Annotated in this window: 12 protein-coding genes; 3 read left to right on the top strand and 9 right to left on the bottom strand. The window is 38.3% G+C overall.

The window, feature by feature from the left end; translation table 11 throughout:
* Positions 1–89: 89 nt before the first annotated feature.
* A complete protein-coding gene (locus ACFE6N_RS02590; RefSeq protein WP_378933533.1) occupies positions 90–2,240 on the bottom strand; it encodes a S9 family peptidase in 2,151 nt (716 codons plus the stop codon).
* A 219-nt stretch (positions 2,241–2,459) separates the two neighbouring features.
* On the opposite strand from ACFE6N_RS02590, the gene proB reads away from it, so the two are divergent.
* Together proB and ACFE6N_RS02600 are read left to right on the top strand one after the other, a co-directional pair.
* Positions 2,460–3,539, top strand: a complete 1,080-nt coding sequence (proB, locus tag ACFE6N_RS02595) for a glutamate 5-kinase (protein WP_378933535.1) — start codon at positions 2,460–2,462, stop codon at positions 3,537–3,539.
* Positions 3,540–3,673: 134 nt separating this feature from the next.
* A complete protein-coding gene (locus ACFE6N_RS02600; RefSeq protein ID WP_378933538.1) occupies positions 3,674–4,921 on the top strand; it encodes a glutamate-5-semialdehyde dehydrogenase in 1,248 nt (415 codons plus the stop codon).
* 364 nt (positions 4,922–5,285) lie between these two features.
* Here ACFE6N_RS02600 and ACFE6N_RS02605 read toward each other — a convergent pair whose 3' ends face one another.
* Together ACFE6N_RS02605 and ACFE6N_RS02610 are read right to left on the bottom strand one after the other, a co-directional pair.
* On the bottom strand, positions 5,286–6,668 hold the full coding sequence (locus ACFE6N_RS02605) for an MBL fold metallo-hydrolase RNA specificity domain-containing protein (protein ID WP_378933541.1): 1,383 nt from the start codon (positions 6,666–6,668) through the stop codon (positions 5,286–5,288).
* Between the two features lie 192 nt (positions 6,669–6,860).
* Positions 6,861–7,211 carry a hypothetical protein gene (locus ACFE6N_RS02610; protein WP_145858208.1) on the bottom strand — a complete coding sequence of 117 codons (351 nt, stop codon included), beginning with the start codon at positions 7,209–7,211 and terminating at the stop codon, positions 6,861–6,863.
* 94 nt (positions 7,212–7,305) lie between these two features.
* On the opposite strand from ACFE6N_RS02610, the gene ACFE6N_RS02615 reads away from it, so the two are divergent.
* Positions 7,306–7,560, top strand: coding sequence for a hypothetical protein (locus ACFE6N_RS02615; protein WP_378933544.1), 255 nt, complete (start codon positions 7,306–7,308; stop codon positions 7,558–7,560).
* Positions 7,561–7,613: 53 nt separating this feature from the next.
* Here ACFE6N_RS02615 and ACFE6N_RS02620 read toward each other — a convergent pair whose 3' ends face one another.
* The 6 genes from ACFE6N_RS02620 to ACFE6N_RS02645 form a co-directional block, all read right to left on the bottom strand.
* Positions 7,614–8,294 (bottom strand): type 1 glutamine amidotransferase domain-containing protein, encoded by a 681-nt coding sequence (locus tag ACFE6N_RS02620; protein WP_378933547.1) that lies wholly within the window; start codon positions 8,292–8,294, stop codon positions 7,614–7,616.
* 85 nt (positions 8,295–8,379) lie between these two features.
* A complete protein-coding gene (locus tag ACFE6N_RS02625) occupies positions 8,380–8,949 on the bottom strand; it encodes a Crp/Fnr family transcriptional regulator (protein ID WP_378933550.1) in 570 nt (189 codons plus the stop codon).
* 114 nt (positions 8,950–9,063) lie between these two features.
* Positions 9,064–9,438: a hypothetical protein gene (locus tag ACFE6N_RS02630; protein ID WP_090981288.1), complete on the bottom strand. Its 375-nt coding sequence runs from the start codon at positions 9,436–9,438 to the stop codon at positions 9,064–9,066.
* A gap of 288 nt (positions 9,439–9,726) precedes the next feature.
* Complete coding sequence (locus ACFE6N_RS02635; protein WP_378933553.1) at positions 9,727–10,338, bottom strand: vancomycin high temperature exclusion protein; 612 nt, start codon at positions 10,336–10,338, stop codon at positions 9,727–9,729.
* A gap of 54 nt (positions 10,339–10,392) precedes the next feature.
* Positions 10,393–11,031, bottom strand: coding sequence for an XAC2610-related protein (locus tag ACFE6N_RS02640; RefSeq protein WP_378933556.1), 639 nt, complete (start codon positions 11,029–11,031; stop codon positions 10,393–10,395).
* Positions 11,032–11,053: 22 nt separating this feature from the next.
* Positions 11,054–11,773 (bottom strand): hypothetical protein, encoded by a 720-nt coding sequence (locus tag ACFE6N_RS02645; protein WP_378933559.1) that lies wholly within the window; start codon positions 11,771–11,773, stop codon positions 11,054–11,056.
* Positions 11,774–11,862: the final 89 nt, after the last annotated feature.

An 11,862-nucleotide genomic window follows, 5' to 3' on the forward strand; every position in this document is an offset into this window, starting at 1 on the left:
CGCAGTCCCGAACGTTCGGGAGAGAGATCTGCTTAATTAGATTTCCCGACTGCGTTGCACTCCGCTCGAAATGACGGATTTATGGAAAATTATTTCGTTATCCCTTCCAGAGAGAACAAAAATGCCCAGCGTAATGCCACATCTTTTAAATAATCAAAACGGCCTGATGCTCCACCGTGGCCAAACTCCATGTTGGTTTTAAGCAGCAACACATTCTTGTCGGTTTTGGTGGCCCTTAATTTGGCCACCCATTTTGCTGGCTCAAAATACTGTACCTGGCTATCGTGCAAGCCGGTAGTCACCAACATATTTGGGTAAGCTTTCTTTTCAATATTTTCATAAGGAGAATAGCTTTTCATGTAATCGTAAGCTGCTTTTTGTTTCGGGTTGCCCCACTCATCAAATTCGTTTGTTGTTAGCGGAATGCTTTCATCCAGCATGGTATTAACCACATCTACAAAAGGAACATCAGCAATAAGGCCGTTCCATAAATTTGGGGCCATGTTGGCTACAGCACCCATTAATAAGCCGCCGGCACTTCCACCATGACCGTATAAATGGCCTTTTGAGGTGTATTTTTGATCAATCAGATACTCCCCTGCTGCAATAAAATCAGTAAAGGTGTTTTTCTTCTTCATCAGCTTTCCATCTTCATACCATTGGCGGCCCATTTCCTGTCCGCCCCGGATATTGGCAATGGCAAACACAAAGCCTCTATTTAGCAAACTTAAACGAGGTGAAGAGAAATAAACATCCGAGTTTGAGCCATAAGAACCATAACCATAAAGCAACAATGGCGATTCACCATTCTTTTCGAAGCCTTTTTTATATACCAGTGCAATTGGCACTTTGGTGCCGTCTTTAGCGGTTGCGAAAACACGTTCAGTAATATAATCTTTTGGATTATAGCCCCCTAAAACCTCCTGTTGCTTCATCAGTTTCTGATCCTTCCCGATAAGGTTATAATCGTAAACCGAGCTTGGAGTGGTTAATGAAGTATAGTTATAACGCAAAGTAGTGCTGTTGTACTCTGGATTTGCACCAACGCCGGCATCATACACAGGTTCATCAAATTTGATGTAATAATCACTTTTGTCTTTTTTGAGTACACGTAACTCAGTTAACCCATTTTTACGTTCAGATAAAACAGTAAAATCTTTAAATTCTTCAACGCTTTCCAATAAAACATCTGCGCGGTGCGGAATCACTTCTTTCCAGTTTTCCTTTTCGGTTTTATCCAGCGGACATTCCATTAAACGGAAATTTTTAGCCTTCCAGTTGGTTAAGATCAGAAACTTATCATCGACGGGCATCACATCATACAGCACATCTTTTGATCGGGCTGCAAAAACTTTAAAGGGGCTTTCCGGATGGTCGGCGTCAATCATTTTATATTCGGCAGTTAATGTTCCCTGTGAAGCAATGAAGATATATCTGCCATTTTTCGATTTACCTACCCCAATATAGTTCGTGTTGTCTTTCTCGTCGTAAACCACAGCATCCGTTTTGGCATCTGTACCCAGTACATGTTTTTTAATTTTTTCACTCAACAGTGTAACCGGGTTTTTAGAAGTATAAAAGAACGTTTTATTATCATTGGCCCAGGCCACCCCACCTTCCGTATTGGTAATGGCATCTTTTAAAAGTTCTCCGGTTTCTAAATTTTTAATGTTAATGGTATACTGCCTGCGCGAAACCTGATCGACTCCAAAAGCTAAAAGTTTATTATCAGGACTCACACTAAACCCGGTAGCGCTGTAATAGGAATGGCCTTTTGCCAGTTGATCTACATCCAGCAAAATTTCTTCTGTAGCCGATAAACTTCCCTTTTTGCGGCAATACTTAAAATATTGCTGCCCGTCTTCTGTACGCGAATAGTAATAGTAGCCATTTCTGAAAACCGGCACCGATTCATCTTTTTCTTTAATCCGGCCTTTCATTTCCTTAAACAGATCGGACTGAAACTTTTCGGTACTTTTCATCATGGTATCCAGGTAAGCGTTTTCTGCTTTCAGGTAATTCACAACTTTGGTACTGTCCGGACCTTTTTTAAAATAATCGATCATCCAATAGTAGTTATCTACCACGGTATCGCCATGTATAACTCTTTTGTGCGGAATAATTTCTGCTACCGGAGCTTTGGCATCAGGCCACTTTATTGCTTTCATTTCTTTCTTTTGAGGGTGATTACAGGCCATAATTGCACTAAGCAATATCAGGCCGGGTAAGATACGTTTCATAGCGGTTTGATTTAGGATCAATTGCAATTTAATGAAATAGTTTATTAGTTCAATAGTCATTAGTTTATTAGTGGCTAACTGGTTATTCGGTTAATCAGCCCCAAACGCTTAGCGCTAAACCCGATTATCATTTTCGTAAAAATCGATCAAGCCTATAGATAATCATCTGAATTATAAAAATTGATGGTAAATTGCCATATCCAAACGGTTGAAATTATAATGAAATTAGGATACAAAAAGATAGTTGTTAAAGTTGGTTCGAATGTAATTACGCAGGAAAATGGTTTGCCTGATGAAGCCAGGATTAAGCACCTCGTAAATCAATTGGCTGACATTAAAAAGCAGGGTATTGAAGTAATTTTGGTATCTTCGGGTGCAGTAGCATCAGGCAGGAGTTTAATTAAAGTATCCGAAAAACAGGATGCCGTAACTACCCGGCAACTATTGGCGGCCATTGGTCAGGTTAAACTGATTAATACCTACTCCAGTTTCTTTGCCGCGCATAACATACAATGTGCGCAGGTTTTGGTTACGAAGGAAGATTTTCGCGACCGGGCACATTATTTAAACATGAAAAACTGCTTACAGATTTTGCTTCAGAACGAGGTAATCCCTGTGGTGAACGAAAACGATGTGGTTTCGGTTACTGAACTGATGTTTACCGATAACGATGAACTTGCCGGCTTAATCGCCTCCATGTTAAATGCCGATGCGTTGATTATTTTATCGAATGTAAATGGCATTTATAATGGCGATCCGAAACTAGAAGGCTCAGCTGTTATTGAGGAGATTAACGGTTCGGTTGCTAACCTGGCTTCTTTTATTCAAACAGGTAAATCGCAGTTTGGCCGTGGTGGCATGATCACCAAATCGACCATGGCGCAAAAAGTGGCTAAATTGGGCATAACGGTTCATATTGCCAATGGAACAAAAGATGAGGTACTGACTTCGCTATTAAACCATGAGTTGGTCCACACGCGCTTTGTCCCGGAAAAAAGCAAATCAGGTAAGAAAAAATGGATTGCCCATTCTGAAACTTCCGCAACTGGTGTAGTGAAATTAAATGATGGAGCAAAAACGGTATTGACATCAGGGAAAGCAACCAGTTTATTGCCCGTAGGAATTATTGAAATACAGACAGACTTTTTAAAAGGCGATATTATTAAAATTATTGATGAACAGCATAATCTGATCGGATTGGGGATTGCAGAATATGGATCTGACAAGGCGAGAGAGAGAATAGGACAAAAGAAACAAAAAGCTTTGGTGCATTACGATTATTTTTATTCGGCTATTTAAAGGGCTTTACCGCAAAGGACGCAAAGAGATACGCGAAGGCACAAAGAGGAGGGTAAACAAGGTTGTAAATATGCAAATAACTTTAGCGTTCTCTGCGAAAAACTTAGCGCTCTTTGCGGTTAATAATTAATAACATGGATTACAAACAATACTTCGAAAAGGCAAAACAGGCAAGTCGTACCTTAATTAGCCTGGGGAAAGAAAAAACAGATGCTGTTTTAGAGGATCTTGCAGAGGCTTTAATAGCCAATGCAGACGAAATTCTTACTGAAAACGCTAAGGATTTAGCCAAAATGGCCGTCGAAGACCCTAAATATGACAGGCTAAAATTAAGTGCAGCACGTATTGCTGATATTTCAACTGACCTTAAAAATGTAGCAGGTTTAAAAAGTCCGTTGGGGAAAGTACTATCTGATAAAATATTGGACAATCAGCTTCATATACAAAAAGTGAGTGTGCCTTTGGGCGTGGTTGGGGTAATTTATGAGGCTCGTCCCAACGTCACTGCTGATGTATTTTCGCTTTGTTTTAAAACCGGAAATGTTGCTGTATTAAAAGGCGGCAGTGACGCTGAGTTTTCTAATCTGGCCATAGCAAAGGTAATACACGAGGTGTTGGATAACCATAAAATCAATCGTGATGTGTTAACCTTGTTGCCGGCAGAAAGGGCTGCAACCGAAGCGCTATTGAATGCAAGAGGCTTTGTTGATGTTCTGATTCCAAGAGGAAGTCAATCGTTAATTAATTATGTCCGGGAAAACAGCAAAATCCCTGTTATTGAAACCGGAGCAGGAATAGTGCATACCTATTTTGACGAAACAGGTGATTTGGAGAAAGGTCAAGCGATTATTTTTAATGCTAAAACGAGGAGGGTAAGCGTTTGTAACTCATTAGACTGTGTGCTTGTTAACGAAAACAGGTTAAATGATGTACCCGCACTTTTATCTCCGCTGGCAGATGGAAATGTGAAATTATTTGCAGATGAAAAAAGCTATGAAGCATTAAAGTATTCTTATCCGTCAAATCTATTGAATAAGGCTATGCCTGAACATTTTGGAACGGAATTTTTATCGTTAAAGCTGGCGGTTAAAGTGGTAAAGGATTTAGCAGAAGCATTGAACCACATTGCCGATTACAGCTCTAAGCACAGTGAAGCCATCATTTCTGAAGATGCCGCTAATATTGCTCAATTTTTGACTGAAGTAGATGCCGCAGCAGTATATGCCAATGCCTCTACAGGTTTTACCGATGGAGCTCAATTTGGCCTTGGCGCCGAAATTGGGATCAGCACACAGAAACTTCATGCACGGGGACCAATGGGTTTGGAAGAATTAACCAGTTACAAATGGGTAGTTCAGGGTAATGGACAAATTAGGAAATGATGGAAGGTGTAAGAGGGATGATGATGTTCGAAATCCATAGCAATATTGTCATTCTGAGCATAGCGAAGAATCTGCAAACTATGGAAAACTGCCAATGAATTTTTCATAATCGGTAGTGCAACTTATTCAGGAATTTTTCGCTGTGCTACCATTGACAAACTTCATCCCTAAAAATTCGTCATTGCGAGGAGGAACGACGAAGCAATCTTTCATGCTAATGATCCTTGCTATAAAGATTGCTTGGTCAGCTGAAAAAGCCTTTTCGCAATGACGATCCTCGGTGAGGTCTATTTCAATTAGATGCTACTGTCAATCATATTAATTTTTTATAAAATAAATTATCCATCAAAATGACAACATAGTATTAAAGTTCAAATGCCTCTCCTCTTTCCGGCACCTCTACATTAAAACCTTCTTCCTGTAATGCTAATGATAGGCTTTGCAAGCTTTTATCTTCACCATGAACCAGGAATACCTTTTTGGGTTGGCCAGTTTGTTTAATTGTTTTAATTAAGTCGTTATGATCGCCGTGGCCACTGAGTAGATCTGTTTGGCGGATAGTGGCATAAACCATCATTTCTCGGTCTTTAATACGTACGATGGGCGCTCCGCTTAATAGCTTATAGCCAAGCGTTCCTTTTGCGCAATAACCAATAAATAGAATGGTGCAATAATAGTTCTGAATGTTGTAATAAAGATGGTCCTGGATCCTTCCACCTTCCAGCATGCCTGCTGAGGAAATAATGATGCAGGGATCGAAATAATTAGAAACATCTTTACTTTCCTTCATGGTTTGAACGTAAGCCAAGTGTTCAAACTCAAACTCATCACCCATAGTTTGGTAAAAATCTTTTGCCTCCTGGTTCACCAGGTTGTGGTGTTTACGATAAACCTCGGTAGCCTGGATGGCCATTGGGCTATCTACAAAGATTTGAATGGGCGGCAACAGTTTTTTAGTAAATATCTGGTTCAGGGCAAATACCAGCGATTGTGTACGCCCAATACTAAACGCCGGAATAATCAGCCTGCCAGGACTTTTGATGCAGGCTTCCGTAATTTCCTTAACCAGGCGTTCCTCCAGTGTTTGATCTTTGGTATGTATTCTACCTCCATAAGTCGCTTCACTTACAACATAATCTACCTCTGGCAAAGGCTCCGGATTAACCAATACCGGATAGTTCTCTCTGCCGATATCACCCGTAAAAGCGATTTTCTTTTCTATTCCCTCATCATTTATGGTTAAAACAGCTGCGGCAGCACCCAATAAATGACCAACCGGCACAAAGGTTAAAGTGATATCGCCGTTAATTTTGAAAGGTTTGTTAAAAGCAATGGTTACAAAACGATCGATGGTATCCATCACATGTTTGTGCAGGTACAGCGGTTTTGGTCCGCTAAAATTGCCACGTTTTGTACGCGGTTTCCGGCCGGCCTTTCTTAAAAAAAGTTCGACAGAATCGAACAATAGTATCGAAGTAAGATCGGCAGTTGGTGGTGTACAAAGCACCTGGCCCTCAAATCCCATTCTAACTAATGTTGGTAAATTACCAGAGTGATCGATATGGGCATGGGTTAGAATTACCAGGTTTATAATGGCCGGATCAAAGGGGAATTGTTGGTTTTCTTCCTGATATGTTTCTTTCTCGTAATCTAATCCACAATCTATCAGTATTTTATAATGCCCGATTTCGAGCAGGTGCATACTACCGGTTACCTGTTGCGCTGCTCCCCAAAACGTTAACTTCATCTTCTTATCTATCGCGTAAAATCTTTAGCCGTAAAGTAGTACAAATGATGAGATTTTTAAACAATCATGCGTAATTTTTTAATTTCATTAGCACAGAGGTTGCGGAGGAAAGCCACTGTGCATACTAAATTAACCATAATTTCTGTACACCGTAGAATCAAAGCGCTCTGCCTTTCCCGGATTTGAAATTATTTATAATTGATTAACTTCTCTGAATTTGAGGCTCCTTGATATTTCACTTTTTGCCTCTTCTGAAAAATCTTCCAAATCATCTGCCGTGATGATTTTTTCTACAAGCAGCGCAGTTATAGTGCCTAAAAACCATGAATTTCTAAGTCCATCGTACCTTCTGGCGATGTGCTTGTCGAAATCTTTTACAGCAGTAAAAATTTTATAGTAATCGTCTCTGTTGTCTTCAGGCTGTTGTGTTTTCCATTGGTCTAAAATTTCGGAAAATAGCTGCATTTCCTTTTTTAGTTCCCGTTGTAAAGCGACTTCGAATAATTTTCGGGCAACTTTGTTATCTGCTTTTGAAAAATCCATAGTTAACATTTATTAGGGTAAAGATAGTAAAGTCTGGCGTATGGCTAAGTTACCTCAACAAAAAGATTTTTATCTTTGTAAGAAAATATCCGCTATGCAAGAACCTTTTGATATAGAAATAGGGCCAACTAATTATTCCGTTTTTCCGGAAGGAAATGATTCTTATACCATTTTTAAAGAGGGAAAAGAATACATACAGATCCAAAAGGACACCTCATCTATCTGGTTAAAAATGGACTATAAAACCGAACTTCCAATTTTTGAGGAAGACGAAGAGGTTAATGCAATTGGGCAGGCCATTGAAAATTATGTACCTGAACCTGAAGACGAGGAAGAAGACGGGTTATAATAAGGAATCCTCAACAGAGACGGGAAAAACCAATCTCTGTTGAGGGTTTAAATTTAGGCAAGAAGCTTTAATAATTCTTCTGCAACTTTTTCTGATGAGGCAGGGTTTTGGCCGGTAATCAATAAGTCATCAACTACAGCATAAGGGCTCCAGTCGGCTATCTTACTATAATTTCCACCATTTTTTATTAACATATCCTCTACCAGGAAAGGCACTACGTTTGTTAATTGTACAGCTTCTTCTTCGCTATTGGTAAACCCGGTTACATTTTTTCCTTTTACCAGGTATTCGCCATTTACCTTTACATCCTTAAGCACTCCGGGAGCATGACATACAAAAGCAACAGGTTTGCCGGCAGAATAGAATTCGGTAATGAGCTGTTGTGAAGTTTTACTTTCTGCCAAATCCCACAGCGGTCCGTGGCCACCAGGATAAAAAACGGCATCATAATCATCCATTTTGATATCAGCCAATGGAGTGGTACTCTTCAATTTGTCTAAGAGAACCGTGTCATTGTCCATTCTTTTCGTTGTTTCGGTTTGAAAAGAAGGGTCTTCACTTTTAGGGTCGATTGGTGGCTGACCACCTTTTGGAGAGGCCAATACAATATCAATGCCTTTATCGGCTAAGGCATAATATGGCGCTGCAAATTCTTCTGACCAAAAACCTGTTTTTAAACCTGTATTTCCTAATTCGTCGTGGCTTGTAAGCACGAATAAAACTTTCTTATTCATATGTTTTGTGTTAAGTGTATTACAAAGTTAAAGCTGTTGGGTTTGGTAGCAAAGGACTTCAATCACAGATTTATTGTGCGCGAAATCACGTTTTTGCAGAAAGCCTGCTTAAGGTTTCTCTTGATATGCCTAAGTATGCCGCTATTATTGTTTTAGAAACCCTTTGCATCAATTGCGGATACTGGTGAGCAAGTTGTTCAAAGCGCTCTTTTGGGCTTGTGGTTAAAAGGGATAGAATTCTTTGCTGTAATGCTACGTATCCTAAACTGTTTTTTACCCTGAAAAAATGTTCCATTTTATGGCTTTCGCGGCATAACAGATCCAGGTTTTCTTTGGTGATGGAGAGTAATTCGGAATTTTCCAGGCAGCTGATGTTGGTAATTGATTTAACCTGGCCATAAAAAGCCCTGAAATCAGAAAGCCACCAGTTTTCCATCGCAAACTGGATAATATATTCTTTACCATTGGCGTCTGTAAAAGTGGCTTTTAATAAACCTTTAACTACAAAATAAATGTGATTGACAAATTCGTCTTCCTGGATGAGATACTGATGTTTCTTAAGCGTTTTAGGTTTGAAATGGGAAACAATATGTTCAAATTCCTGATCGGTAAGGGAAATGATTTCTTCGAGGTGTGTTTTTAATTCAAAACTCATGCTGTAAATTTAGCTAAATTAAGCATGAACTTTTTTTTGACTTCAGAATAAAAGTAGGAGCAAAAAATAAGGCCCGATTTTTCTAGATCGGGCCTTAATTTAAATTATTCTTTATTATCTGGTACAATCAGCAGTCCAGAATTGACTGTCTTTAGCTACCCTGATGGTTAGATTACTGGCGTCAATGCTAATACCCGTTAAGCCAGAACCGATACTCACGTAGCTGTTGTCGCCTTTCTTTTCGAATTTTACTCCAGTAATATCCGGAATGTTGTTGCCAAAGTAAAAATTATAGGTTTCACCAACTTTGCTCACGGTCACTTTTCCGTCGCTGCTGGTAATTGTATTTTCGCCACTACGGTAAGAAACTGATCCTTTGTACGTGCCTACAAAGAAATCGCGATCTGCCGGATCGGTGTCTTTTTTACATGATACCATTACGGTTAATGCTATTAGAAGCATGCTGAAAATTTGAACTGTCTTTTTCATCTCTTTCACTTTTTTAATTTTAAATAGGTAATAATTGTAACAGTGCTATGACAATGACTATGCCAAACAAAAATGTGATTGGTAAATGAGATGAGTAATCAGCAAGCAGGTTTAATTAAATTTTATTAATAAGTTGTTGTTTTTTAGGGTCTTATGAATGAGTTTGATCTTTTGATCGGGCTGTTTGATGATGCCTTTTAAAAAATATGCTGATTTGTTTAAGTACCGGAACTGTTTGGTTTAAAAGAAATTTTCAATTTAGGCGCTGATAAATAAGTTTACTTTATACTATTGTTTAGTATAGTTTGATGGGCCATTAATATTAACCGGCTCACCTAAAAAACGGGGCTTTCTGTCAATAATCAGATCAATAGCAGATTTTACTATAGCCAAATATTCTCTGAATGAAGCGTATTTGAAGCCTTGATATGTTCCTTGATCTGCAGCAAAGCCATAAGATTTTATTCCTAGCTTGTTGCCGATATTCACACACCTATTCAAATGATATTTTTGCGATACCAGAATGGCGGTATCTATTTTGAAAATAAATTTTGATCTGTAAAGCGTAGAGTAGCTATCAAAACCTGCATAGTCGAGATAAATTTTACTGGTATCAACACCATGTTCATAACAGTAAAGTTTCATTACCGTAAGTTCATCGTGCGCATCAGTACCGTTATCTCCTGAAAGCAAAATTTTATCAATTTTTTGATTGTTATAGAGTTTTATGCCAGCATCAAGCCTGTCTTTTAAATATTTACCGGGCTTGTTGTTGTTTATTCCTGCGCCGAAAATAATGGCTACCCTGGTTTTTGGTACGTTTTGCACGTTGAAGTAAATTGATGGATCAGTTTGATGTTTGACTAACAAATTAATACCCAATACTATGATAACGCTCAAAATAATGGCATATAACAGGAGTTTTATTATGTTTTTAATGTTCATTTAGATGTACTAATTGCCTATCTTTTTGATCTGCTGTCTTGGATTATTATTATTCTTTAAAATTGTGGCAATCTTTTTATCCAGATCTAAATCTTCAGTATCGTCAAAGGGTTTGCCAATTTTATATGGTATGTGCTTTTTATTCAGTTTATACAACTGATAATAATTAGTACCTGTCAAACCATAACTCACAATCACTTTGTATTTTTTGTTGTAGTTAGGGTTAACAATTTTGTTGAAATCTCCGACCTTGGTTAAGGTATGGTTTTTAGGATTAACAAGGTAAAGATTGTAAAAAGAATTTCCTCCCCTTCCACCTGTATCTTCAAAAATTAACAGATCTTTTATCCCGTCGTTGTTATAGTCTTCGTAAGTGATATTGTTACTGATCTGGCGTAGGGCAAGATTTTCTTTCCAGAAAATTTTGTCGGCTTTTTTACCGATTTTACCGAAATAAATGATGGCATTGGACGGCTCTTCTGAGGATTCTCCATCAACGATCAGATATTGTATAGCCATTACGTAACGCTTATCTTTAAAAGGGTAAACATATTGCCATGTGCCTTTTACATCAGTCTGATGGAATATTTTTTGTGCAAACGAATGACTCGAAATAAATATAAAACATACAAAAAATACCTTCTTCACGTTAAACATCTCAAAAAAAGATTTATATTTCTGCAAGTTTTTGAGCAAGTTCTTCCGTCATTTCATCAAGTGTAAGCAATCTGCCCCAATTAAATTTCTTCCATACTGTTTTTGGTTTGTTGGTTTTGTCGCTAAACATATTGCCGCCAGAAGTTTCACTTTTTTTCCTGGTAGAGAAATTAACGCTGGTAGTGGTTTGTTCTCCTGAAGACCGGCTATAACTCTCCGCATCAAAGCCGATAAGTTCCATCTTTTGATTCTGAAACCTGAATGTATAATCAGCATTATTTACCCAGTAGGAGCCACAGCTTAGCCAATATTGATAACTTAAAGTGAGTGTACCGTTTTTGATGTTGATGGCACCCGTTTCTTCTAAAGGATCGGCGAGGCAGGTATTCTCTTCATTATTTTCAGTTGGGATAAAAATGATGTTTTGGGATTGTAAGCTGTAGTTGCCGGATGTTTTAAAAAGCACCAAAAGCATACGGGGGTTCAAATTCAGTTTATCAATGCCCATCCCCTCGTTTTTGATGATATTTTCTGGATTCGTATTCTGGATAATGATGGCTTCATCAGGTAAATGATCTTTATTTAAATCACCTTTGGCACGATAAATTATTTTCCATCCTTTTGGGACAAATGCATTGGTATTAATGCCTGTTTTAGGAATTAGAGGATTGTTACTTTGGGCAAATAACTGAGCAGAAATTAATAATAGCAATAGACCTGTAATATTTCTCATATAGCATAAAATTACCAATGGGCCAGAAAATAAGAAGGTAAATTTTTCATATATATGGCATTGGCTTGATCGATAAACTTAATCTTTAT

The sequence above is a fragment of the Pedobacter sp. BG31 genome (assembly GCF_042464845.1).
In the GTDB taxonomy this organism is placed as follows: Bacteria; Bacteroidota; Bacteroidia; order Sphingobacteriales; family Sphingobacteriaceae; genus Pedobacter; species Pedobacter suwonensis.

What these genes read in the sequence shown, in the direction of transcription:
- ACFE6N_RS02590 (WP_378933533.1), bottom strand. Translation starts at nt 2,240, where the DNA reads ATGAAACGTATCTTACCCGGCCTGATATTGCTTAGTGCAATTATGGCC.
- proB (WP_378933535.1), top strand. Translation starts at nt 2,460, where the DNA reads ATGAAATTAGGATACAAAAAGATAGTTGTTAAAGTTGGTTCGAATGTA.
- ACFE6N_RS02600 (WP_378933538.1), top strand. Translation starts at nt 3,674, where the DNA reads ATGGATTACAAACAATACTTCGAAAAGGCAAAACAGGCAAGTCGTACC.
- ACFE6N_RS02605 (WP_378933541.1), bottom strand. Translation starts at nt 6,668, where the DNA reads ATGAAGTTAACGTTTTGGGGAGCAGCGCAACAGGTAACCGGTAGTATG.
- ACFE6N_RS02610 (WP_145858208.1), bottom strand. Translation starts at nt 7,211, where the DNA reads ATGGATTTTTCAAAAGCAGATAACAAAGTTGCCCGAAAATTATTCGAA.
- ACFE6N_RS02615 (WP_378933544.1), top strand. Translation starts at nt 7,306, where the DNA reads ATGCAAGAACCTTTTGATATAGAAATAGGGCCAACTAATTATTCCGTT.
- ACFE6N_RS02620 (WP_378933547.1), bottom strand. Translation starts at nt 8,294, where the DNA reads ATGAATAAGAAAGTTTTATTCGTGCTTACAAGCCACGACGAATTAGGA.
- ACFE6N_RS02625 (WP_378933550.1), bottom strand. Translation starts at nt 8,949, where the DNA reads ATGAGTTTTGAATTAAAAACACACCTCGAAGAAATCATTTCCCTTACC.
- ACFE6N_RS02630 (WP_090981288.1), bottom strand. Translation starts at nt 9,438, where the DNA reads ATGAAAAAGACAGTTCAAATTTTCAGCATGCTTCTAATAGCATTAACC.
- ACFE6N_RS02645 (WP_378933559.1), bottom strand. Translation starts at nt 11,773, where the DNA reads ATGAGAAATATTACAGGTCTATTGCTATTATTAATTTCTGCTCAGTTA.